The sequence below is a fragment of the Streptomyces sp. MST-110588 genome, from assembly GCF_022695595.1.
Taxonomy (GTDB): domain Bacteria; phylum Actinomycetota; class Actinomycetes; order Streptomycetales; family Streptomycetaceae; genus Streptomyces.
The window spans coordinates 1,533,883-1,557,705 of the sequence record NZ_CP074380.1; the positions used below are offsets into that span (position 1 = coordinate 1,533,883).

Consider the following 23,823-nt stretch of genomic DNA (forward strand, 5'->3'; position numbering starts at 1 on the left):
CAGCGGGCACGGCCGATTCCGTCAGGATGTCGCGCGAAACCGTGTAGGTGAGTAGCGCGATGTGAGGGATCCCAGAATGAGAATGACCGACATATCACTGAATTGGCTGGTTCCGGGGGCCCTGCTGCTCTTCGGTGTGTCAGCGGCGGTGGTCGTCGTCCTGCGGGGCAGGCGCGCGGCCGACGCCGCCGGCGGCGAGGACTCCTGGGAGCGCAGCGAGGAGCGCCGCCGCCGCAAGGAGGCCGTGTACGGCACCGCCTCCTACCTGCTGCTGTTCTGCTGTGCGGCGGTCGCCGCGGCCCTGTCCTTCCACGGGCTGGTCGGCTTCGGCATGACCAACCTCAACCTCTCCGGGGGCTGGGAATACCTGGTGCCCTTCGGGCTCGACGGGGCCGCGATGTTCTGCTCGGTGCTGGCCGTACGGGAGGCCAGCCACGGCGATGCGGCGCTCGGGTCGCGGCTGCTGGTGTGGACGTTCGCGGGGGCCGCCGCCTGGTTCAACTGGGTGCACGCGCCCAGGGGGACGGGGCACGACGGCGCCCCGCAGTTCTTCGCCGGGATGTCGCTGTCGGCCGCGGTCCTCTTCGACCGGGCGCTCAAACAGACCCGCCGGGCGGCGCTGCGCGAGCAGGGCCTGGTGCCGCGCCCGTTGCCGCAGATCCGTATCGTGCGCTGGCTGCGGGCGCCCCGGGAGACCTTCGCCGCGTGGTCGCTGATGCTGCTGGAAGGCGTACGCACGCTGGACGAGGCCGTGGAGGAGGTACGGGAGGACCGCCGGCAGAAGGAGCAGAACCGTCACCGCAGGCGGGAGCGGAACCGGCTCGACCGGGCCCGGATCAAGGCGATCAACCGCCAGCACCGGTCGTGGAGGCTGGGCCGCGCCGGGCGGCAACTGGAGGTGTCGGCCGGCTCTGCCGCCGCCGGGCAGCAGATCGGCGCGGAACCCGCCATAACCGGCGAACCGGAACCTGTGCCGCCGCCTGGACGCATTCCCGTAGGGGCCGCCGGCTCCCCGCCTTTTTCCAGCTCCCGCCCGGCTCTCAAGGCCGTGGCGGGCGCCGACACTGAGACGGTGGCCACGTCTGCCGCGGCGCGGCAGCGGACCGTGGACCTGACCGCCGAGGACGACACCCAGGCACTGCCGCGGCTGGACTCGTTGGAGGAGAAACTCGCCGCGATCGAGCGGCAGTTCGGCTGACCCACGGCGGACCGGCGATCCGGGCCCGGGCAGGGCGGCCGGGGGTCGGCCGTACGCGACAGGCGTACGTGGCGGCCGGCCGTGTGTACCAGGCCGTACGTACCAGACGTACGCGCTTTGGCCCCGGACCGTCAGGCCGGTCCGCCGCCCAGCTCGAACCACACGCACTTGCCCACGCCGTGCGCCCGCACCCCCACGCGTCCGCGAGGGAGTGCACCAGCATCAGCCCTCTTCCGGAGGTGCCGTCCGACGAAGGCGGACGCAATTTCGGGCGCCGGGAGACGAAATCCCGGACCTCCACGCGCAGCCGGTCGGTGAGCGTGGCGGTGACGACAGCGCCCCCGTTCGTATGCACGAGGGCGTTGGTGACCAATTCGCTGGTGAGCAGTTCGGCAATGTCCGAACGTCCTTTGTCCCCCCAATGGCGCAGCAGTTGCCGCAGTTCGTCGCGGACTTCGGCGACCGCCGTCAGATCCGAGTGGCCCAGCTTGCGCTCCAGCACCCCGGCTTTCCGCCCATCGGTGATCCCCTCGCGTCCGCCGATCCACCCTTCCCGTTCCTGGCGCCGCACAGACTGACGCTTCATCCTCCCCGCCCCGAGCGCTCCCTTGTCGTTCTCCCTCGAACAGCTTCACGGAAATGCATGCCCACCGGGCCCGGCGCCATGCTTCGGGTTTGTCCGCCGTCCCCCTTTCGCCCTGGTGCCGACAGCCTCACGACCGCGCCCGTTTCTCGCCCCACGGCGCGCCGCTGACCTGCCACGCGCTCCCGGCAACGGGGTGATCAGGCCGTTTGCGCCGGGGCGCCGCCCCCGCCCGTACCCCCGTCGGGGAATGGCCGCCGACTCCTAAATACGCGGAATATTGCGCAGGTTCGAGCGGGCCATCTGCAGCATTCGGCCGACGCCGCCCTCCAGCACGATCTTGCCGGCCGACAGCGCGAAGCCGGTCACCATGTCCCTGCTGATCTTCGGCGGAATGGAGAGCGCGTTCGGGTCGGTGACGATGTCCACCAGCGCCGGGCCCTTGTGCCGGAAGGCGTCCCGCAGCGCACCCCGTACCTGCTTGGGCTTTTCGACCCGTACGCCGTACGCGCCGGCCGCCGTCGCGATCGCCGCGAAGTCCGGGTTGCGGTTGCCGGTGCCGTGCGAGGGCAGCCCCGCGACCAGCATCTCCAGCTCGACCATGGCCAGGGAGGAGTTGTTGAACAGGACGACCTTCACCGGCAGGTCGTACTGGGCCAGGGTGAGGAAGTCGCCCATCAGCATCGCGAACCCGCCGTCGCCGGACATCGAGACGACCTGGCGGCGGCGGTCGGTGAGCTGCGCGCCGATCGCCTGCGGCAGCGCGTTGGCCATCGAGCCGTGGGTGAACGAGCCGATCACCCGGCGGCGGCCGTTGGGGGTGAGATAGCGGGCCGCCCATACGTTGCACATACCCGTGTCGACGGTGAAGACCGCGTCGTCCGCGGCCTCCTCGTCCAGGACCGAGGCGACGTACTCGGGATGGATGGGGGTGTGCTTCTCCACCTTGCGGGTGTAGGCGGAGACCACGCCCTCCAGCGCGTCGGCGTGCTTCTTGAGCATCCGGTCCAGGAACTTGCGGCTGCTCTTGGCCCGCACCCGGGGCGTCAGACAGCGCAGCGTCTCGCGGACGTCGCCCCAGACGGCGAGGTCGAGCTTGGAGCGGCGGCCCAGGTGCTCGGGGCGTACGTCGACCTGGGCGATCTTGACGTCGTCGGGGAGGAAGGCGTTGTACGGGAAGTCCGTGCCGAGCAGGATCAGCAGGTCGCACTCGTGGGTGGCCTCGTACGCGGCTCCGTACCCCAGCAGGCCGCTCATACCAACGTCGTACGGATTGTCGTACTGGATCCATTCCTTGCCGCGCAGCGCGTGGCCGACCGGGGCCTTGAGGCGCTCGGCGAACGCCATCACCTCGGCGTGCGCGCCGGCCGTGCCGCTGCCGCAGAACAGCGTGACCTTGTCCGCCGCGTCGATCATGCGGGCCAGCTCGTCGATCTCGGCGTCCCCGGGCCGTACGGACGGGCGCGTGGTGACCAGGGCGTGTTCGATCGCGCGCTCGGGCGCCGGCTCGGCGGCGATGTCGCCGGGCAGCGAGACCACCGAGACGCCGCTGCGCCCGACGGCGTTCTGCACGGCGGTCTGCAGGACCCGCGGCATCTGCTGGGGGCTGGAGATCAGCTCGCAGTAGTGGCTGCACTCGGTGAACAGGCGGTCGGGGTGGGTCTCCTGGAAGAAACCGGTGCCGATCTCGCTGGAAGGGATGTGGGAGGCGAGGGCGAGGACCGGGGCCATGGAGCGGTGGGCGTCATAGAGACCGTTGATGAGGTGGAGGTTGCCGGGGCCGCAGGAGCCGGCGCAGGCGGCGAGCCGGCCGGTGATCTGCGCCTCGGCGCCGGCCGCGAAGGCCGCGGCCTCCTCGTGGCGGACATGGACCCAGTCGATGCCCGCGGTGCGGCGGACCGCGTCGACCACGGGGTTGAGGCTGTCGCCGACGACTCCGTAGAGCCGCTGCACCCCCGCGCGGACCAGGATGTCCACGAACTGCTCGGCCACGGTCTGTTTCGCCATGTCGCGCTCGCTCCTTCGGACCTGCTTCTTGGGACGCTCTGCTCGGGGCCTGCTGGTTCGGGCCTGCTGCTTCGGGCCTCGCGTGGGGCCTTGCCGGGGCCCCGCTTCGGACCTCTGCCGGGATGTCGCCTGGGGGTGACTCCTGTGGGTGACTCGTGTGAGTAACGCGTGTGAGTGACGCGTGTGGCGTCAGCGCTCCTCAGGTGCCCACTGACCGGCGGCGTACGCCTCCCACACCGCGACGGCCGTACGGTCCCGGGCGTACCCCTCGGCCGGGAGCTGCGCGTCGGCGAGGAAGTCCGCGAGCTCAGGCGGCGCGGCGACCGCCCACCGCCGGGCCAGCCGCCCCGCGAAGTCCGGCTCGCGGCTCAGCGGCTCGGCCAGCCCGGCGCTGCACAGCAGCAGCGTGTCCCCGGGGCGGGCGACGCAGGCGCGGAAGAGGAAGGGGCCGGGCCCGGCGCGGGGTGCGGCGGCGGGTGCCGGGGGCCACTGCTCGGCGTACGCGTACGGATCCTGGGGGACGCCGGGAGGCGGCAGCAGGCCGGGGACCAGCAGTGGGCCGGACTGTCCGGGGGGCACGGAGAGGCCGGCCCCGGAGCCGGCGGCCGGGCCGCCCACCGAGTCGTCCTGTGCCGGATCCGGTTCCAGGTCCTGCCGGACGCCGTCCCGCAGCCGGAACAGGCCGCCCCGGCCGGCGCCGAAGAACACCCGGGTGCGGCAGTCGGGGTCGGCGGGCAGGAGGAGGCAGCGCAGCGCGGCCGTATACCGCTCCGGGTCCGTCCCCAGCTCGCCGGCCCGGGCCCGCAGCCTGCCGAACCCGCGGTCGGTGAGCCGTCGCAGGCCGGACTTCAGTGCGTCACTGTTGCCGGCCAGGACGTCTTCGGCCAGCCGGGCGCGGCTGCGCCCGACGGCGCCGGCGATCCAGCGGCAGACGTCCCGGGCGGCGCGGGGAGCGGTGTCCCCGGTGTCTCCGGTGTTCCCGGTGTCCCTGGTGTTCCCTGTGCCCCCGGTGCTTCCGGTGCTCCCTGCGCTCCCGGTGGCGACGGCGACCAGGACGAGCGCCTGCCGCCCCGTACCGAACCGGGCGGTGAGCAGCGCGTCCGCACGCGCCCTGCCGTGCTTCCGGGCGGCGGCGCCGCGCACCGAGACCGCGCGCAGGGCCCACGTCCCGTATTGGGCGCCCTCCAGCTCGCAGTCCGGTACGAGGTCGTCGGGCGCGGCGGGGTCGGCGGCGGCCAGGGCCGCCGGGGCGACCACGGCGACCGTGGCGGGCCGGGACGGGGTGAAGCCCGGGGCGGGCCGGTACGAGACGGGGTCCGGGGCGGAGGCAGGGGCGGTCTCGGGTACGGGACCGGGCCGAGGTGCAGGAGCGGGATCCGGGCAGGGCCGAGGTGCCGGAGCCGGGTCCGGGCGGGGCTCGGCCCGGGGGCCGGGGCCCGGCTCAGGTGGGCCGGGGTCGAGCGGTGGCGCCTCCATCCCCACCGGGCCGGGGGTCACGTCCGGTATCGGCAGGTCCGGAGTGGGGGCCGGGGCCGGGACCGGGCCCGCGTCCACCTTCGGCCCCAGCTCCGGCCCGGAGGGAGCGGGCGCCTCACCCGACGAGTCCGGCCCGTCCGGAGGAGACGACCCGTCCGGAGGGGACGGTTCGTCCGGAGGGGACGGTTCGTCCGAAGAGGGCAGGCCGTCCGGAGTCAGGGGCGGCGCCACCGCACGGAACGCGGAGTCCACGTGGTCGTCGAGCGAGGCCCGGAGCACGTCCCCGACGGCGGCGGGATCCGGGTCCCGGGCGACGGCGCCGACACCGGCCCCGACCCGGCCCCATCGTCCTCAACCTCGTCGTCATCCTCATCCTCGTCCTCGTACAACTCCCGCCACCAGTCGTCCTCGTGGCCGGACTGGTCCGCCTGCTGGCTCATGGGCCGTATTGTCCATGGATGTGCGCCGGGGGAACAGAGCGCACAAAGGGGCCCGCGGCCGGGCGCGGACGCCGGGAAGCGCGTCGGGACACCTTCCGTCAGGCTGGGGCCATGAGCGTGTGGCAGTTGCTCGCGGTCGGCCTGGTCTTGCTGCTCGGCCTGCTCGGCGTGCTCATCCCGGGGGTGCCCGGCCCGCCGATCGTCTGGGCGGGCGTGCTGTGGTGGGCGCTGACGGAGCAGTCCGACCCGGCCTGGAGCGTACTGATCGGTGCCACCGGCCTGCTGCTGCTCAACCAGGCACTCATATGGGTGCTCCCCACTCGCAGCCTGCGCGGTGTCGGAGCGCCCTACCGCACCCTGTTCCTGTCAGGGGTGGCGGGCATCGCGGGGTTCTTCGTCGTGCCCGTCGTGGGGGCCGTGCTGGGGTCGGTCGGCGGGCTGTACGTCCTGGAGCGGTCCCGGCTGGGCAGTCACGGTGACGCTGCCGCCTCGGTCCGTACGGTGATGCGCTCCGTCGGCCTGGCCGTCCTGGTCGAACTGCTGTCCTGTCTGCTGGTGGTGGGCGGCTGGCTCTGCGCCGTCGTCCTGAGCTGAGCCACGGCGGAAACCGCAGTCGCGCCCCTCAGGCGGCCATCGCTCCCTCCGCCCTCTCCTCCTCGGACCCGGCCACTGGCCCCTCCTCGGACCCGGCCACTGGCGCCTCCCCCACCCCGGGAGCCGCCAGTCCGGCCCGCCACAGATGGTGCAGCGCGTACGAGCGCCACGGCCGCCAGGTCTCGTCCGTCCCCGCCGGGCCCACGTCCGGGTCGCCCAGCGCCCGCATCCTGATGTACGCGGCAGCCGCCGGCCCCACCCCGGGCAGGGCACCGAGCGCCCGCTCGGCGGCGTCCCGGTCGGCGCCCGCGTCCAGGACGACGGTCCCCTCGACGAGCGCCGCGCACAGCACGCGCAGCGGCTCGCCGAACGCGGCGGCGGCCTCGGCGCCGGTCAGTGCCTCGGGCTCGGGGAAGAAATGGGTGAGCGTGCCGTCCGGGGCGTCCAGCGGCTTCCCGTACGCCCGTACGAGGTCCGCCGCCCGCTCCGGAGGCCCGCCCAGGACCGTGCGCACGGCCATCTCGCGCGGGTCCGCGGCGCCCGGCGAGCGCAGCCCGGGACACCGCGCGACCAGCGGCCCGAGCAGGGGGTCCGCGCCCAGCCGCTCGGCGACCGCGAAGGGGTCGGCGTCCATGTCGAACAGGCCGCGCATCCGCTGCACGGCGGTGGACAGGTCCCGCAGATCGCTCAGGTGCAGCCGGCACTCCAGCCAGCCGCCGTCCGCCCCCTTGGCGGCCGGGCAGACCAGTCCGGCGCGCGGGCGGGCGCGCTGCCGCGCCCGGCGTGCTCGTGGACCTCGGCGATGCCCGTTCCGTACGCCAGTCGCAGCGTACGGCGGTACGTACGGGCGCCGCGCGCGCCCCGTACCTCCTCCACGCCCGGCACCGCCCGCGCCCCCAGGAAGTCGAAGATCTCGGCCGCCGCGTACGGACCCCGGTAGGCGAGCCGCAGCGGAATACCACCGGGAGCCTGCGGATCACCCCCGCCTCGCGCCGTACCGCCGCCCTTCGCCGTGCCGCCGGCCTTGGTGGCGCGTCCCCGCGTGTCCGCACCCCGGGCGGCCAGCCGCAGTTCGGTGGGGTGCTGGCGTAGATCTCCCGCATCGTGTCGTTGAACTGGCGGATGCTGGCGAAACCGGCGGCGAAGGCGAGGTCGGTGACGGGCAGCCGCGTCGTCTGGAGCAGCACCCGGGCGGTGTGCGCGCGACGGGCCCGGGCCAGGGCCACCGGGCCCGCGCCCAGTTCGGCGGTGAGCTGCCGCTGCACCTGCCGCGCGCTGTACCCGAGCCGCCGGGCGAGGCCACCGACGCCCTCGCGGTCGACCACGCCGTCACCGATGAGCCGTACGGCCCGTCCGACCAGGTCGGCGCGGAGGTTCCACTCGGCGGAGCCCGGCACCGCATCGGGTCGGCAGCGCCGACAGGCCCGGAACCCAGCGCCCTGGGCTGCCGCCGCCGTGGCGAAGAACCGCACGTTCTCCCGCTTGGGGGTGACCGCCGGACAGCTCGGGCGGCAGTAGATCCCGGTCGTCACCACGGCGAAGAAGAACTCCCCGTCGAACCGCGCGTCCCGGCTGCACACCGCCTCGTACCTGGTCTCGTCGTCCTTCACGCATTCCAGTGTGCGGGCTCCCCCGGCCGCCGACCGGCGGAAATCGGACGCCGCGTTCCCTGGTTCCCCGGCGCGAGCGGCGCCGGGGAACCAGGGACAGGAGAGCAGAGGTCCGGACAGCGAGGGTGGCGGCTGCGCGGCATCCGCAGCCGCCGCGCCCTCTACCGCGCCCGGTCCCGGCCCCGCTTCCGCTCCATCATCTGGCGCCCCAGGGCCTGCTGCTGCTTCCAGGTACGGCGCAGTTCCGCGCGCAGCCGCGCGTCCGTCTTCGCCGCGATGTGCTGGTTCTCCCGGAGCAGCTTGCGGTAGCTCTCCAGCCGGCGTTCGGGCAGGGCCCCGGTCTCCACCGCCTCCAGCACCGCGCAGCCCGGCTCCGTACGGTGTTCGCAGTCGTGGAAGCGGCAGTCCGCCGCCAGTGCCTGGACGTCGGAGAAGGTCTGCGTCAGGCCGGAGGCGGCATCCCACATCCCGACGCCCCGCAGGCCGGGGGTGTCGATGAGGGAGCCGCCCCAGGGCAGCGGCAGCAGGTCGCGGGTGGTCGTGGTGTGCCGGCCCTTGCCGTCCCGGTCACGGGTGGTCCGTACGTCCTGGACCTCCTCGCCGACCAGGGCGTTGGCCAGGGTCGACTTGCCCGCGCCGGACTGCCCGAGCAGCACCGACGTACCGCCCGCGAGGATCGCCGAGAGGACCTCTATGCCCTCGCCGGTCTCGGCGCTGACGGCCAGCACCTGCACGCCCGGCGCCGCGGATTCGGTGTCGGCGACCAGGTGGGCGAGGGTGTCCGGGTCCCCGACGAGGTCGGCCTTGGTCAGCACCACCACCGGTTGCGCGCCACCCCCTTCGAAGCCACCCCCTTCGAAGGAGCCGGGACCGGGGGTGTCGGCCGTACCCGGCGTGTCCGTCGTGCTCGCCGGCCCCTGCCCGTCCGGGCCGGAGGACATCGCCAGCGCCAGGAACCGTTCCACCCGGCCCAGGTCGAGGTCCACCGCGAGCGAGACGCAGATGAGGATGTGGTCGATGTTGGTGGCCAGCACCTGGCCTTCGGAGCGCTTGGAGGACGTGGACCGTACGAACGCCGTACGCCGCGGCAGCAGCGCCCGTACGATGCCGTCGACATGCGGCCCGCCACGGTCGTCACCGAGGTCGATGACGGCCCAGTCACCCGTGCACGGGACCCTCATCGGATCGCGGGTGGCGACCAATGCGGTGTCCGCCAGCACGGTACGGACGCCGTCGCCGCCGGGCTCGGCCACGACGGCGTCCACCCGCCCCCGGTCGACGCGGACGATGCGGCCGGGCAGGTATCCCTGCTCGGCGTAGGGAAGGAAGCTCTCCGCGAATCCCTGGTCCCATCCGTAGGACGTCAACGGGTGCGCGGACAGCGGCTGGTGGTGAAACAACGGGATGACCCTTCAGAGGGTGCGGTCCCGGCGGCGCGCGCTCGGCACGCGAGGTGAGGTGATGTCAGCCGGAGACCGCGGAGGTGGAATGGACGGTCTTTTGAACGCGGGCAGCGCTCATCGCAGTGACAGCCATCGGTCACACCTCCCGTTTCTCGTCGTACCGGACACCACACGAACACGCCACGGACGCGGCGGCCTTCAACCGGCCACCGCCCCGGCCCTCACACCCTAACCGCGCCTCCCCCGCGCCCGCCAACCCGTTTTTCACCTGCGCCGATGGCACGGATTGCCGAGCCGCCGGCCGGCGCGGGGGCTCGTCGGGAGTGCGTTGTCGGGTTATCGGGCGCGGGTCTGATAGTGGCGTGCGAGGGCGTGGAAGGCCAGCTTGGGTTCCCAGGGAAGGCCGGGGTAGGTGCGGGCGGCGGCGGGGACGGCGCCCGGGTCGTCGAGGAGCTTGACGATGCCGTAGGAGGCCAGGTCCTCGTCCGGTCCGCAGGTGCGGTGAGGGGTGCTGTATCCGGCGAAGCTGAACCAGAAGAGGGAGTCGACGCCCTCCTCCTCGAACACGGGCAGCAGGTCGTCGAGGTAGCGGACCTGTTCGCCCTCGTCGCGTACGAGGTCCGGTTTGAGGGTGACGCCGTCCGGTTCCCTGGCGACGTACCAGCCCGCGCCGCCCAGGTCGCCCGCCCCCCGGAAGGTGCAGCAGCCGACCTCCAGGACCGCGACCGGTTTGCCGTGGGCGAACTCCTTGCGCAGGTCCTGGCGGTAGGTGGCGGCGTTGTGCAGGCTCCGGAACGGGTTCAGGCCCACGATGTCGAAGGGGCTCCAGTCCACGCCGTCCAGGGGGTTGGAGGCATAGCTGAGGGGGCCGCCGAAGACGGGCCGTACGGCGGTGACGACCTCGCCGAGGAACGCGTTGACCTTGTCGGGGATGCCCGCGAGGGCGGCTTCGCGGCCGGGGCCGGCCAGGACCGGGATGCGGTCGTTCAGGGTGTCGCCGCCGGGCAGGTATCCGCGGGCGAAGACGCTCAGTTCACAGCCGGTGACCAGGCGGACGTCGGCGCCGTCACGGCGCAGCCGTTCGGCCCGTCGGGCGCAGTCGACGAAGTACGGCAGCATCTGCTCGTTCGTCATCTCGCAGGGGAACGGCGAGAACCAGATTTCGAGGCCGGCGTCCGCGGCGTACCGGGCCGCGGTCTCGATCCGGTCGGGGTCGCCGCCGGTGATGCGGACCGCGGTGCAGTGCAGGTCCTCGGCGATGACCCGCATCTCGCGTTCGACGACACGGGGTCGAAGACGGGGCGGGAGGTGTCGCCGTTGGGAAAGGTGCCCGTGTCGTAGTGAATGCCTTTGGCACGCATGACGGATGCCTCCAATAAGAGTCACTGTGTATCTTACGGCGGGCATTAAGATACATGACGTGTCTAAAGAGTTCGCGAGCTCCCCGGAGTCCCCACGCAAGCGTCGCCGAGGGGCAGAGCTGGAGGCGGCGCTCCTGGAAGCGGCCTGGGACGAACTGCGCGCGGTCGGCTACGAGCGGTTGTCGTACGAGGCCGTGGCCGGCCGGGCCGGTACCAGCCGCCCGGTGCTCTACCGCCGCTGGCCGACCAAGCGGGAGCTGGTCCTGGCCGCGCTGCGCCACCAGGCGCCGCCCCTGCCGGACGCGCCGCCGGACACCGGGGATCTGCGCGGCGACGTCCTGGCGCTGCTGCGTCTGGTCGTGCGGCGGATGCGGGAACTTGCACCCGTCCGCGAGGTGCTCGCCGCGGAACAGGGACAGGCGCCGGAGCTGTCCGTGTATCTGGCGTCGCGCAACCAGGGCCCGGGGCACGACTGGATGCGTACGGTGCTGGAGCGGGCGGAGCGGCGCGGCGAGGCCGGCGCCGTGGACGCCCTTCCCGGCCGGCTGGTCTCGCTGCCGGTGGTGCTGGTCGTCCATGAGCTGTTCATGGCCCGCCGCACCCCGGACGAGGCCGAACTGGAGGAGATCGTGGACGAGTTGTTCCTGCCGCTGGTCATGCGCGGGCGGGGACCGCGTAGCTGAGGGAGCTCTTGGACGGACGGGCCGGCAAGGGGGGTCGGTCCGGTCGGTCCGGTCAGCTTCTCCCGGTGGGAGGGGTGTAGGTGAGGAAAACTGTTTCCTCATGGGCCTGGTGGGACTCCTGGTCCACAAGGGTGCTGTTCTCGGCGGCGCGGAGGCGGATGTCGAAGCGGTGGCGGTACGGAGCCTCGGCGCGGGCCAGGAGGGTGCGTGCGCGGTGGTCCGGGAGTGCGGTCAGCAGCGGGTCGGTGGCGTTGGCCGCCGCGTTCCCGGGGAAGTAGACGCGGGTGAACAGGTGGTGCAGCAGGCCGCGGGCGTGGACGCACACCGCGATGTACGGGGCCGCCGTGGGGTGCCCGGCCGGTGCGGCGGGGGGCAGCGTGCGGATGGCGTAGTGCCCGTCGGCGTCGGTGGGGACGCGGCCGAACAGCGAGCTGGGGGCTTGTGTCGGGCTGTCGTCCGGTCCGGTCTGCCAGAACTCCAGGAGCGCGTCCGGGACGGGCGCCCCGGCACCGTCCAGGACACGGCCGTGGAGGGTGAGGGCGTCGGGGTGGCCGGCGGGGGCCATCTGTCCGCCGCCGGGGAGGGGCAGGGCGTGTCCGAAGAAGGGGCCGATGGTCTGGGAGGGGGTGGGGCCGGTCGGCGTGGTCCCCGCGGGCTCGGTTCCGGGCATCGGCGCTCTCCTCGGTCGCGGTGGCGGAGGGCGGAAGGCGGTAGGCGGAGGGCAGGTGCGGAGGGTGGGGCGGCGGGGGCTGGGCGCCGCGCCCTGCCCGCCCGCCCGTCCGTGTTCAGCGTTCGAGTACGAGGGCCAGGCCCTGCCCCACGCCGATGCACAGCGCCGCCAGGCCCGTACCGGAGCCGGCCGCCGCGAGCTGGTGGGCGACGGCCCCGGCGAGCCGGGCGCCGGACGCGCCCAGCGGGTGGCCGAGCGCGATGGCCCCGCCGCGCGGATTGACGATCGTGGGGTCCAGGTCCGGCCATTGGGTGAAACAGCCCAGCACCTGCGCCGCGTACGCCTCGTTCAGTTCGAAGGTGTGGAGGTCCTCCAGGCGCCGCCCGGCCTTGGTCAGGGCCCGTTCGACGGCCTGGACGGGGCCGAGTCCGAAGAGCTGCGGCTCGATGCCGGTCACGGCGCTCGCGCCGATCCGGGCCAGCGGTTCGCGGCCGGACGCGCGCAGCCCTTCCTCGTCCATCAGCAGCAGCGCCGCCGCGCCGTCGTTGAGCGGCGAGGCGTTGCCCGCGGTGACGGTACCGCCGTCCGGGCGGAAGGCGGGCCGCAGCTTGGCCAGGGCCTGGGCCGAGGTGTCCTCGCGGATGCACTCGTCCCGTCAGCGGCCGGTCCGCCGTCCGGCCGCCGGTGGCCGACGGCCCCTGGTACGGGACGACTTCGGCGTCGTAGGCGCCGTCCTTCCAGGCCCGGACCGCCTTCTCGTGGCTGGCCAGCGCGTACGCGTCCTGCCGCTCCCGGGTGATGCCGTGCCGGTCGGCGATCAGCTCCGCGCCCTCGCCCAGGGCCACCGTCCACTCCTGGGGCATCCGGGGGTTGGTCAGCCGCCAGCCGAGGGTGGTGGAGTGCATGGTCTGCGGGGTGGCGGGGAAGGCCCGTTCGGGCTTGGGGACCACCCAGGGGGCGCGGGTCATGGACTCCACGCCGCCGGCGATGACGACCGAGGCGTCGCCGAGGGCGATGGCACGGGCGGCCTGGATGACGGCCTCCATGCCGGAGCCGCAGAGCCGGTTGACGGTGACGCCCGGCACGGTCACCGGCAGCCCGGCGAGCAGCACCGCCATGCGGGCCACGTCGCGGTTCTCCTCGCCCGCGCCGTTGGCGTTGCCGAAGTACACGTCGTCGATCCGGGCCGGGTCCAGGTCCGGCGTACGGTCCACCAGGGCCTTGACGACATGCGCGGCGAGGTCGTCGGGGCGCACGCCCGACAGCGCGCCGCCGTACTTGCCGATGGGGGTGCGCACGGCGTCGACGACGTAGACGGCGCGGGTCGCCGACGCCCCGGCCGGGAGGGGGCCGGCGGGAGCGGAACCGGTGGAAAGGGAACCGTTGGCGGCGGAGCCGGGGGAGGCGGAGCCGGTGGGTTCTCCGGAGGGCATGGTCAGGGGTTCCTTCCAGCGCTCTGGGGCACACGCGGGGCGGCGGGTCCGGGCGCCGGGCACGCCCGCGCGGGGGAACGGGTACCGGCCATGTCGTCGCCTTCGTGACTCTCGTGACCTTTGTGGCCTGTGGGCCGTACGGGTATACGTGCTACTCGTCCGCCGTTCGTGTGGCGAACGGACGTTCATGATCGAGGTGCCCCGAGTCTGAACCCCTCTCCCGGCCCTGTCAACGGCACGGCGGGTGACCTGCGGACGGCCTGCCCCTCCACCAGGACGGCCCCCGCACGACGGGCGCGGACCTGCCGACGGCGCGCTCAGCGTCCGCGGCGCAGGGAGGAGTGCAGCCGGGTCCGTACGTCCTCCGGCGGCAGGAAGTCCGCCCAGCGCTCGGGGTATTCGGACGGCGGGTGACCGTCCTGGTCACCGCCCCAGCCGTCGTCCTCGTCCTCCTCCTCGTCCGGGTCCTCCTCGTCCGCGTCCTCGCCGGACGCGCCGCCCCGGTGTGCTCGCCGTTCCCACCGCCGTCCGCGCGCCGTGCCTCCGCCTCCGCGCGGGCCCGCCGTTCCTTCTCCGCCCGGCCCGCGGCCGTGGCCACCGACGGCCAGACCCGGTCGATCGCGGCGTTCATCGCGGCGCCGATCAGCACCGCGAAGGCGGACACGCCGATCCACAGCAGTACGGCCACGGGCGCGGCCAGCGACCCGTACACCGTGGGCCCCTCGACGGTCTGCGTCAGGTAGATGCGCAGCAGGAAGCTGCCGAGCAGCCACATGGCGAGCGCGACCACCGCGCCCGGGACGTCCTCGCGCCAGGGCGAGCGCACCGGCACGGACACGTGGTAGAGCGTGGTGAGGAAGGCGACGGACAGGATCAGCACGACCGGCCAGTACAGGACGCGGATGACGTCCTCGCTGGCCGGCAGCCAGCTCACGACCGTGTCGGGCCCCACGACCATCAGCGGCAGCGCGACCGCGCCGACGACCAGGGCCGCGAGGTAGAGGACGAAGGCCAGCAGCCGGGTCCGTACGATGCCGCGCCGCCCGTCGAGCCCGTACATGATCGTGATGGTGTCGACGAAGACGTTCAGGGCGCGGGAGCCGGACCACAGGGCGATGGCGAAGCCGAGCGAGATGACGTCGGGGCGGCGGCCGGTGAAGATGTCGTCCAGCAGCGGCCGGGCGATCTCGTCCACACCCTTGCTGGACAGGACGGCGTCCGAGGCGTCCAGGATGTTGCGCCGGATGCTGTCGATGGTGTCCTGGCCGATCCAGGGCTCCATGTAGCCGAGCAGCCCGATGAGGCCGAGCAGCAGGGGCGGCAGCGACAGCAGGCAGAAGAAGGCCGCCTCGGCGGCGAGCCCGGTGACCCGGTTCTCCATGCAGGAGTTCACGGTGTCTTTCACCAGCAGCCAGGTCAGACGGCGTTTGGAGACATTTCGGTACAGGACTCTCGCCCTGTGCAGACGGCCGGATGGCCGCTCTGCCGGTTCTTTCCCTGGCTGCACCTCCTTACCGTATCTGCCATGGCAGATACCACTCACACGGTCACCAACCAGCCTCCGCCCCTGGTGGGACACGATGTCTTCGCCACGGACGCGGCGCTCACCGAGGGCGTGGAGCGGTACGTGACCCCCGCCCTGCACAAGGAGGTCACCACCGAGCTGAGTGAGCTGGGACGGGCGGCCGGTTCGGAGCACGCCCGGCGGTGGGGCGCGCTGGCCAATGACCATCCGCCCGTACTGCGCACCCACGACCGCTACGGCAACCGCCTGGACGAGGTGGAGTACCACCCGGCCTACCACCGGCTTCTGGGGCACGCCGTCTCCTCCGGGCTCACCGCCGCCTGGACCCGCCCGCAGGGCCACCTGCGGCGCGCCGCGGGGTTCCTGGTGTGGACACAGGCCGACGCGGGGCACGGCTGCCCGCTGTCGATGACCCATGCGGCGGTGCCCACGCTCCGTACGGATCCGGCGCTGGCGGCCGAGTGGGAGCCGCTGCTGACCTCCCAGGTGTACGAGCCGGGGCTGCGGCCGATGGGCGCCAAGCCGGGCGCGCTCGCCGGGATGGCGATGACGGAGAAGCAGGGCGGCAGCGACGTACGGACCAACACCACCCGCGCCGAGCCGCTGGCCGAGGACGGCACGTATCTGCTCACCGGGCACAAGTGGTTCTGTTCGGCGCCGATGTCGGACGTCTTCCTGGTGCTGGCGCGGGCCCCGGGCGGGCTGACGTGTTTCCTGCTGCCCCGGACGCTGCCGGACGGGACCCGTAACTCCTTCCGCATCCAGCGGCTCAAGGACAAGCTCGGCAACCGCTCCAACGCCTCGGCGGAGGTCGAGTTCGACGGGCGGACCTGGGCGCGGCGGGTGGGTGAGGAAGGGCGCGGGCTGGCGACGATCCTCGGGATGGTCGCGGCGACCCGGCTGGACTGCGTGCTGGGGTCGGCGGCGGTGATGCGGCAGGCGGTGGCCCAGGCGCTGCACCATACGGCGTACCGGGAGGCGTTCGGGAGCAAGCTGGCCGACCAGCCGCTGATGCGCAACGTCCTGGCGGACCTGGCGCTGGAGTCGGAGGCGGCCACCGCGCTCGCGCTGCGGCTGGCCGCCGCCTACGACGCGGGCACCGAGGCGGACACCGGGCCGGACACCGGGTCCGAGCGGCACTTCCTGCGCCTGGCGGTCCCGGCGGCGAAGTTCTGGGTGACCAAGCGGTGCACCCCGGTGGTCGCGGAGGCGCTGGAGTGCCTGGGCGGCAACGGGTACGTCGAGGAGTCGGGCCTGCCGCGGCTGCTGCGCGAGTCGCCGCTGAACTCCATCTGGGAGGGCGCGGGCAACATCCAGGCGCTGGACGTACTGCGGGCGCTGCGCCGTGAGCCCGCCGCGCTCGACGCCGTGCTGAGCGAAATCGGTACGGCGCGGGGCGTGGACCACCGCTTCGACGGCGCGGTCAAGGGGCTGCTGACGGAACTCGCCGACCTGGAGGGCATCGAGGCGCGGGCGCGCCGGCTGGCGGAGCGGCTGGCGCTGGTGCTCCAGGGCTCGCTGCTGCTGCGGTACGCGCCGCCGGAGGTGTCGGACGCCTTCTGCGCGTCCCGGCTGGGCGGCGACCACGGCACGTCCTTCGGCACGCTGCCGCGCACCCTGGCGCTGCGGGCGATCGCGGAGCGGGCCCGGCCGGTGCTGCCGGAGGCGGGGTAGACCGGTGACGGCCGGAGGCGAGACAGACCGGTGACGGCCGGCGCGGTGGCGTACGGGGCCGGGTGGCGTACGGAGCACCGGCATACCGGCACGGCGGCGGAGCCTCTCCTCGGAGGAGGGCGGGGGTCGGGCTCCGCCGCCGCGCCGGTCAGGAGCGGTGCCGCGCCGACTCGGCACCCCTGCGGGTTCCGGAACCGGTACGCCGCACCGACACCGGAACGCCACTGTCCTCGTACGGCCGCGCGCGGACAACGGTTGCGGCCCGTTGCACCGGCTCCGGACAATGCCTCGTCACCATCCGCCCGCCCACGGCGCCGTCGGCGGGACCCGTACGGCCCCGGCCGCACACCACGGCCGTGCACACGTGCACAACGGAGAGCAGTGTGAGCAGCAAACCGACCGACACCGGCATCTGCCCGTCCCCGGACGTGCGCGAGACGGCACGGCGGCTCGCCTCGGCCCGTGAGAGCGCGCTGTGCGACGGCGAGGTGCCCGCCGCCGCCCGCGCGGTCATCGGCGAATCCTGGCGCCGGGCCCTGGGCTCGGGCGTGGACCCCGAACGCGACCGCCGCCGCACGCCGCTCCCCGTCGAGGAGCTGGAGCACCGCCGGCGGGCCTCCCCGTTGGCGGCGCTGCTGCCCGCGCTCGAAGGGAGTCTGCTGCCGGCCGCGGAGGCCGCACAGCAGATCATGGTGGTGGCGGACGCCGAGGGGCGGGTGCTGTGGCGGGAGGGCAGCGCGCCGGTCCGGCGGCTGGCCGACCGGCACGGTTTCGAGACGGGCGCGGACTGGACCGAGGCCGTCGTGGGCACCAACGCGATCGGCACGGCGCTGGTCGCCCGCCGCCCCGTCCTGGTGCACTCCGCCGAGCACTTCGTACGGAGCCACCACCAGTGGACCTGCGCCGCGGCCCCGCTCCGCGACGCCCGCAACGGCCGGCTGCTGGGCGTCGTGGACGTCAGCGGCCCCGCGCACACCTTCCACCCCACGACCCTCTCGCTGGTCACCGCCGTCGCCCGGCTGGCGGAGGAGGAATTACGGGCCCGGCACCGGCTGGCCCTGGACCGGCTGCGGGCGGTCGCCGCCCCCGTCCTGGCCCGGGTCCAGGGGCAGGCACTGGCCGTCGACAAGGACGGCTGGACGGCGGCGGTCACCGGGACCGCACCGCCGGAACGGGTGGCACTGCCCAAGGGCGTACGGGCCGGGGCGGTATGGCTGCCCCGCTACGGCACCTGCGCGCTGGAGCCGCTGCCCGGCGGCTGGCTGGTCCGCGTCGGGGCCCCGGCCGCCGCCCCGGGCCGAGCCGGGCGCTGCTGGACCTCAGCGGGCCTTCCCGGTGGACGATCGAGGTCGCCGGCGCGGCGGGCACCTGGTCACACACGCTCAGCCCGCGCCACGCGGAGCTGCTGTTCGTCCTCGCCACCCGGCCGGAGGGGCGCAGCGCCGCCCAACTGGCGCAGGACCTCTTCGGCGACCGGGCCCGTACCGTGACCGTACGGGCCGAGATGTCCCGGCTGCGCCGCCATCTGGCCGCCCTGCTGACCCACCGTCCGTACCGCTTCGCCGACGGCATCGGCGTCTCCCTCCGCCTGCCGCCGCACTCCCGGGACCTCCTGCCGCACTCGACCGCGCCCGCCGTGCTCGCCGCCCGCCAGAGCTGACCTGGGTCCGTCGCGGACCTGCCGCCCGGCGTCCGCCGCACCCGTTCAGACGTGTGCTGTCGCGCGGGGGGTGCGGCACGTCTAGCGTGCCGACAACGGGGTGCGGACGAATCAGTTGATGCAGCGACATGTACGGCGCATGCCTTGTACGTGCCGCGGGTGTCGGGTCTGCCGCGGGTGTCGTACGCATGCCGGACGGGCGCCGTACGCACGTCGTACGGACGCTGTACGGACGCCGTGCGTGGCATCGACGGCAGGGATCGACGGCGCGGGTCAGGTGAAGGAAGGCAGCAGCGATGGCCGAGGGTGACGGAGGGGGCGGGGCGACGCCGGAACCGGAACCGGAGGCAGCGACGGGCGCGGAGCCGGCGGCGGAGGCCGAGGCCCCGGCGGCGGAAGAGGGCGGGGGCGAGGCGGACCGGGCGGGGCAGGACCCGGCCCGGGAGCCGCCCGCGGAGGCGGACAAGCCGGCGGCAGCGGAACCGGAAGCGGAAACGGAACCGGAGCCCGCGGCGGAGACACCGGCGGACACGGAAGCGGACGGAGCGGCGGGAGCGGACGGGACAGTGGCGGAGCCGGAGACCGGGACGGAAGAGCAGACGGAAGGGGCCGAAGAGGCGGAAGGGGCTGAAGAGGCGGCTCCCGCCGGCAACCGCCGGACCAAGTGGTGGGCGATCGCGGCGATCGCGCTCATCGGCGGCGGCATGGTGCGCAACGGGCTGGCGGGCGGGAGCCAGGAGCCCGGGCAGCCCTCGTCCGCCGCGGTCGGCAGCGACCGGCTGACCGCCTCGCAGGACTCCGGGCCCTCCCTCCGGGTGTCCGGCGGTGCCTCGGGTACGGAGACCGGGCCCGGCGGCGGGTCCGAAGCAGGCACCGGTCCCGGGCCCGGCACCGGCCCCGACGCCGGGTCCGGCGCCCCTCTTCCCACCGCCTCCGCCGGTGGCGCGGCCGGCCTCCAGGAACTCCCCCGCTCACCGGCCACCCGGGTGGCCATCCCCTCGGCCGAGGTGTCCGCGCCGCTCGTCCCGGTCGGGCTGGACAAGGACGGCTGGATCCAGGCACCGCCGGCCGACGACCCCAACCTGGCGGGCTGGTACGCGGACGCGCCCTCGCCCGGCGAGACCGGCACCTCCGTCATCGTGGGCCATGTCGACACCGCCACCGGCCCGGCCGTCTTCTACCGGCTCGGCACGCTGAACACGGGCCAGACGATCCGGGTGACCCGCCAGGACGGCCGTACCGTGGCCTTCGAGGTCTACAAGGTCCGCACGTTCGACAAGGACCGCTTCCCGGCCGCGCAGGTCTACGGCAACACCGGCCGCCCGGAGCTGCGCGTCCTGACCTGCGGCGGCCCCTACTCCAAGACCACGGGCTACCGCGGGAACGTCGTCGTCTTCGCACGGATGGCGCGCCAGGACTGACATCCACAGGAGCATCCGCCCGGCGGGCGTGCCGTGCCCGGCGGACGGCTCCCGTACGGCCCTTGGGGACGATGCCCGGTACATCGTCAGTTGTAGTGGTCAACCGCGGCGGTTGGTCATCGGGGACGATGCCGGCGACCGGGCGCGCGGTGGAGGGTGGAAGAGCGGGCCGGGTCCTTGCGGGACCGGACGACCGGCGGGTGCCGGCACCGGGCCCGGAGGGAGGACGGCCGATGAGCGGGTCGAAGACGGATGCGGATGAGACGGCGACGGACGGGAGGACGGCGGGCGGGACGGCGACGGGTGGGCTGACGCGCCGTGGGGTACTGGCGGGCGTGGCGGCGGCCGGGCTGGCGGCCGGAGCCACGGCCGTGTCCGCCGAGGCGGCTGCGGCCACCGGTCCTTCCAAGGCCGCGGGTACGGCCGGAGACGGGTGCCCGGCGCCGCGGGAGGCCGTCGAGGTACGGCCGTCGGACCCCCGCTACCGCTCCCTGACGACGCGCGGAACCAACTCCCGCTTCGTCGGCAGCCCCGACGTCATACGGGTGGTGAGCCGTACGGAGCATGTCGTCGAGGCCGTACAGCAGGCGGTGCGGGAGGGCCGGCGCATCGCCGTACGCAGCGGCGGGCACTGTTTCGAGAACTTCGTCGACGACCCGGCCGTCCGCTTCCTGATCGACATGTCCGGCATGCGGACGATCCGCTTCGATCCCCGGCGGGAGGCGTTCATGGTCGAGGCGGGCGCCTCGCTGGCCGAGATGTACCGCGAGCTGTACCTCGGCTGGGGAGTCGCCGTACCGGCCGGTGCGACGCCCGCGGTCGGGGTGGGCGGGCATGTGCTCGGCGGGGGTTACGGGATGCTGTCCCGGCGGTACGGCCTGTCCGTCGACCACCTGGACGCCGTGGAGGTGGTGGTCGTGGACCGGTCCGGGCGGGCCGCCGCCGTGGTGGCCTCGCGCGACCCCGCCGATCCGCACCACGAGCTGTGGTGGGCGCACACCGGCGGCGGGGGCGGCAACTTCGGCGTCGTGACCCGCTACTGGTTCCGGGACCCACGGGCCGCGCGCGGCACCGTACCCGGGCGGCTGCTGCCCCGGCCGCCGGAGTCCCTGCTCACCTTCTCCGCCGACTGGCCGTGGAAGGACATGGACCGGCGGTCCTTCACCCGGCTGGTCCGCAACCACGGGAGCTGGCACGAGCGCAACAGCGCGCCCGGTTCGCCGTACGACTCGCTGTTCAGCGTGCTGATGCTCAACCGCCGGGAGTCCGGCAGCATCACTTTGAGCGGCATGCTGGACGCCACCGGGCCCGGCGCGCGGCAGCGGCTGGACGGCTACCTCGCGGCGGTCGGGCACGGGGTCGCGGTACGCCCGGCCCGTACCCACCGGATCCGCCCGTGGCTCCACGTGGCCGCCGCCGTACAGGACTTCGGGCCGACGCCGGGCAAGGCGAAGGCCGCGTACCTGCGCCGGCGCTTCACCGACCGGCAGACGGAGACCGTTCACCAGCACCTGACGGACGCGGGGTACGGCCACTCCGACGCGGCGCTGTGGCTGGTCTCGTACGGCGGGCAGGTCAACGCCGTACCGCCGGGCGCGACGGCCGCGGCGCAGCGCGACAGCATCCTCAAGGCGATCTACCTGACCGGGTGGGAGGAGGGGAAGGACCCCGCACCGTACCTGAAGTGGGTGCGGGAGTTCTACCGGGCCGTGTACGCCGACACCGGCGGCGTGCCGGTGCCCGGGCCGGTGAGCGACGGCTCGTTCGTCAACTACCCGGACACCGACCTCGCGGATCCCCGCTGGAACACCTCCGGCGTCCCGTGGCACACGCTGTACTACAAGGACGGCTATGCCCGGCTGCAGCGCGTCAAGGCCCGGTGGGACCCGCGCGAGGAGTTCCGGCACGGCCTGTCGGTGCGTCCCGGGAGGTAGCGGGTCTCAGAGCCGCAGCGGCAGACGGGTGAGCCGCCAGCTTCCGAACACCGGGTCACGCTCGAGCTGTTCCGGCTCGACGGCGAGGGAGAGGTCCGGGTAGCGCGCCAGCAGCTTGCCGATGGCGACCTCTCCCTCCTGCCGGGCGAGGGTGGCCCCCAGGCAGTAGTGCATGCCGTGGCCGAAGCCGACGTGGTTCTCGGCCTGGCCCTCCGGTTGGCGGGTCAGGTCCAGTCGTGCGGGATCGGTGTAGTGCCGGGGGTCGTGATTCGCCGCGACCAGGACGGGCTGTACGGCGTCGCCCTTGCGGACCGGCACCCCGGCGATCTCCAGGTCCTCGGTGGCGTACCGGATCTGCGTCAGATGCACCGGTCCGCACCAGCGCATCAGCTCGTGGACGGCGCGCGGCAGCAGCGAGGGGTCCTCCTGGAGCAGCCGGAGCTGGTCGGGGTGGGTGAGCAGGGCGGCGGTGCCGTTGCCGATCAGGTGAGCGGTGGTCTCATGGCCCGCCACCACCAAGACGATGACCATGGTGACCAGTTCGGTGTCGCTGAGCCGTCCGCCGTCGTCGTCGTGGACCCTGATCAGCTCGCTGAGGAGGTCCTCGGTCAGTGCCCGGCGGCGTCGGCGGATCTGCTCCTTTATGTGGTCGATCATGGCCGGGAAGGAGGCGCCCAGCCGTCCGGGCTCCTGCGAGAACAGGTCGGCGCCCCACTTGCGCCACTGCGGGCGGTCCTCCTCGGGGATGCCGATCAGTTCGCAGATCACCGTGATCGGCAGTGGATAGGCGAAGTGCTCGATGAGGTCGACCACGCCGTCCCGGGCATGGCCGGGGAGCCGGTCCAGCAGGCCGTCGGTGAGCTCCTCGACGCGGGGCCGCAGGGCGAGCACCCTGCGGGCGGTGAAGGCCCGGGAGACCAGACGGCGCAGCCGGGTGTGGTCGGGGGCGTCCTTGTTGAGGAGGTTCTCCAGGAGGTGGCCGCGCAGATGCTCGGGGATGCCGAGCATCTCCATGGTCCTGATGGCGGGACTGTCGGCCGCGGCGCCGGTGGCGGTGGCCGGGTCGTTGGCGAAGCGGGGGTCGCGCAGGACCTGCCGTACGTCCTCGAAGCGGGTCACGAACCAGATGGGGGTGTCGTCCATGAACCGGCCGCGTACGACGGGGCCCCGCTCGCGCAGCTCCGCGTAACTGGCGAAGGGGTCGGAGATGAACCGGGGGTCCATGACGTTGGGCTCGTCCGGGTGCTTGCCGACGTGGGTGGTCAGCGCGGTGGTGGAGGAAGTGGACATCGCGGGTCTCCTTGTGAGTGACCTTGTGGGTGACTTGGAGCCGGATCGGGGGTGGCCAGGGATCGGTTCGATGTCTTTTTCGCTGTCTTTCCGCTGTCTTTCCGGTGCCGGGACGGGTGGGGTGTCAGGTGCGTGACCGGCGTCGCATCTCGTGCGCGGTGATGCGGTTCAACTGCTCGTAGAGCGCGATGATCCCGGGCGTGGCGGCGGTCAGCCGGGCGTGCGCGGGAGTGCCGGCCGGTCCGGCGGCGTCCGGGGTCTCCAGCGCGCCGCGGATCACTTGGGCCAGGACGTCGGCCCGTGCCTCGGCGGCCTCCGGGGCACGGTCGGCGAACAGCGACTCGCTCATGCAGAATCCGGTCACCGTCGCCATCAGGGCGTATACCTGGCGGAGCACGTCGGTGTCCTGGCGTACCAGGCCGTGGCCGCGCAGGATCTCCAGGTGGCGGCCGAGGGCCCGGTGGCCCTGGTCGAACAGTTCCGCGCACTCCTTCTTGGCGATGTCGTTGAGCCTGCCGAGGATGTCCCAGTCCTCGAAGTGGAGCGCGCCCAGTACGGGGTCCCGCAGGTAGTCGATGAAGGCTCCGCGCATCGCGCGGCTGGGCAGGATCTCCGTGGCGTCCGCGCGCATGCGTGCCAACTGACGTCGCTGGCTGCGGTCCTTGGCGCGCAGGGCCACGCCCAGGAGCAGTGAGTCCTTGGTCTTCCAGTGCAGGTAGACCGTGCCCTTGCCGACCTTGGCGCGGCGGGCGATCTCCTCGATCGTCACCCGTCGGTAGCCCCAGGCGATCAGCAGCTCCCCCGCGGCGTCCAGGATGCGTTCTCCCCGCTCCGCCAGCTCCTCCGTCCGCTCCACGGTGA

Annotated in this window: 14 protein-coding genes and 4 pseudogenes; 7 read left to right on the forward strand and 11 right to left on the reverse strand. The window is 73.6% G+C overall.

Annotation, left to right across the window (positions count from 1 at the left end):
* The first annotated feature begins 76 nt into the window (after positions 1-76).
* Entirely contained in the window at positions 77-1,198 is a 1,122-nt protein-coding gene (locus KGS77_RS06870) for a DUF2637 domain-containing protein (protein WP_242579484.1), read from the forward strand.
* A gap of 131 nt (positions 1,199-1,329) precedes the next feature.
* Here KGS77_RS06870 and KGS77_RS06875 read toward each other — a convergent pair.
* The 3 genes and pseudogenes from KGS77_RS06875 to KGS77_RS06885 all read right to left on the reverse strand — a co-directional run bounded on the left by KGS77_RS06875 (position 1,330) and on the right by KGS77_RS06885 (position 5,543).
* Positions 1,330-1,784, reverse strand: a pseudogene (locus KGS77_RS06875) (ATP-binding protein).
* 261 nt (positions 1,785-2,045) lie between these two features.
* Positions 2,046-3,788 carry a pyruvate dehydrogenase gene (locus KGS77_RS06880; protein ID WP_242579486.1) on the reverse strand — a complete coding sequence of 581 codons (1,743 nt, stop codon included), beginning with the start codon at positions 3,786-3,788 and terminating at the stop codon, positions 2,046-2,048.
* A 189-nt stretch (positions 3,789-3,977) separates the two neighbouring features.
* Positions 3,978-5,543 carry a protein phosphatase 2C domain-containing protein gene (locus tag KGS77_RS06885; RefSeq protein ID WP_242579488.1) on the reverse strand — a complete coding sequence of 522 codons (1,566 nt, stop codon included), beginning with the start codon at positions 5,541-5,543 and terminating at the stop codon, positions 3,978-3,980.
* 272 nt (positions 5,544-5,815) lie between these two features.
* On the opposite strand from KGS77_RS06885, the gene KGS77_RS06890 reads away from it, so the two are divergent.
* A complete protein-coding gene (locus KGS77_RS06890) occupies positions 5,816-6,298 on the forward strand; it encodes a DUF456 domain-containing protein (RefSeq protein ID WP_242579490.1) in 483 nt (160 codons plus the stop codon).
* 28 nt (positions 6,299-6,326) lie between these two features.
* Here the strand turns inward: KGS77_RS06890 and KGS77_RS06895 are convergent.
* The 3 genes and pseudogenes from KGS77_RS06895 to KGS77_RS06905 form a co-directional block, all read right to left on the reverse strand.
* A pseudogene (locus KGS77_RS06895) lies at positions 6,327-7,908 on the reverse strand (AlkA N-terminal domain-containing protein).
* A 161-nt stretch (positions 7,909-8,069) separates the two neighbouring features.
* Positions 8,070-9,308: a ribosome small subunit-dependent GTPase A gene (rsgA, locus tag KGS77_RS06900; protein WP_242579492.1), complete on the reverse strand. Its 1,239-nt coding sequence runs from the start codon at positions 9,306-9,308 to the stop codon at positions 8,070-8,072.
* A gap of 339 nt (positions 9,309-9,647) precedes the next feature.
* Positions 9,648-10,580: a hypothetical protein gene (locus KGS77_RS06905; RefSeq protein WP_347404447.1), complete on the reverse strand. Its 933-nt coding sequence runs from the start codon at positions 10,578-10,580 to the stop codon at positions 9,648-9,650.
* Between the two features lie 151 nt (positions 10,581-10,731).
* On the opposite strand from KGS77_RS06905, the gene KGS77_RS06910 reads away from it, so the two are divergent.
* The gene (locus KGS77_RS06910) at positions 10,732-11,355 is read left to right on the forward strand and encodes a TetR/AcrR family transcriptional regulator (protein ID WP_242579494.1); all 624 of its coding nucleotides are present in this window, start codon (positions 10,732-10,734) and stop codon (positions 11,353-11,355) included.
* Between the two features lie 52 nt (positions 11,356-11,407).
* On the opposite strand, the gene KGS77_RS06915 is transcribed toward KGS77_RS06910, so the two are convergent.
* The 3 genes and pseudogenes from KGS77_RS06915 to KGS77_RS06925 all read right to left on the reverse strand — a co-directional run bounded on the left by KGS77_RS06915 (position 11,408) and on the right by KGS77_RS06925 (position 14,863).
* The gene (locus tag KGS77_RS06915) at positions 11,408-12,025 is read right to left on the reverse strand and encodes a protocatechuate 3,4-dioxygenase subunit alpha (RefSeq protein ID WP_242579497.1); all 618 of its coding nucleotides are present in this window, start codon (positions 12,023-12,025) and stop codon (positions 11,408-11,410) included.
* 115 nt (positions 12,026-12,140) lie between these two features.
* Positions 12,141-13,323, reverse strand: a pseudogene (locus tag KGS77_RS06920) (thiolase family protein).
* A gap of 364 nt (positions 13,324-13,687) precedes the next feature.
* The gene (locus KGS77_RS06925; RefSeq protein ID WP_242579500.1) at positions 13,688-14,863 is read right to left on the reverse strand and encodes a YihY/virulence factor BrkB family protein; all 1,176 of its coding nucleotides are present in this window, start codon (positions 14,861-14,863) and stop codon (positions 13,688-13,690) included.
* Between the two features lie 120 nt (positions 14,864-14,983).
* Here KGS77_RS06925 and KGS77_RS06930 point away from each other — a divergent pair, with 120 nt between their 5' ends.
* The 4 genes and pseudogenes from KGS77_RS06930 to KGS77_RS06945 all read left to right on the forward strand — a co-directional run bounded on the left by KGS77_RS06930 (position 14,984) and on the right by KGS77_RS06945 (position 21,672).
* The gene (locus KGS77_RS06930) at positions 14,984-16,657 is read left to right on the forward strand and encodes an acyl-CoA dehydrogenase family protein (protein WP_242579502.1); all 1,674 of its coding nucleotides are present in this window, start codon (positions 14,984-14,986) and stop codon (positions 16,655-16,657) included.
* Positions 16,658-17,040: 383 nt separating this feature from the next.
* Positions 17,041-18,317 (forward strand): annotated as a pseudogene (locus KGS77_RS06935) (GAF domain-containing protein).
* Between the two features lie 704 nt (positions 18,318-19,021).
* Positions 19,022-19,738: a class F sortase gene (locus KGS77_RS06940; protein ID WP_242587327.1), complete on the forward strand. Its 717-nt coding sequence runs from the start codon at positions 19,022-19,024 to the stop codon at positions 19,736-19,738.
* Between the two features lie 233 nt (positions 19,739-19,971).
* Positions 19,972-21,672 (forward strand): FAD-binding protein, encoded by a 1,701-nt coding sequence (locus KGS77_RS06945; protein WP_242579503.1) that lies wholly within the window; start codon positions 19,972-19,974, stop codon positions 21,670-21,672.
* Positions 21,673-21,678: 6 nt separating this feature from the next.
* On the opposite strand, the gene KGS77_RS06950 is transcribed toward KGS77_RS06945, so the two are convergent.
* Entirely contained in the window at positions 21,679-22,962 is a 1,284-nt protein-coding gene (locus KGS77_RS06950) for a cytochrome P450 (RefSeq protein WP_242579504.1), read from the reverse strand.
* A 124-nt stretch (positions 22,963-23,086) separates the two neighbouring features.
* Positions 23,087-23,818, reverse strand: a complete 732-nt coding sequence (locus KGS77_RS06955) for a TetR/AcrR family transcriptional regulator (RefSeq protein ID WP_242579505.1) — start codon at positions 23,816-23,818, stop codon at positions 23,087-23,089.
* Positions 23,819-23,823 lie beyond the last annotated feature (5 nt).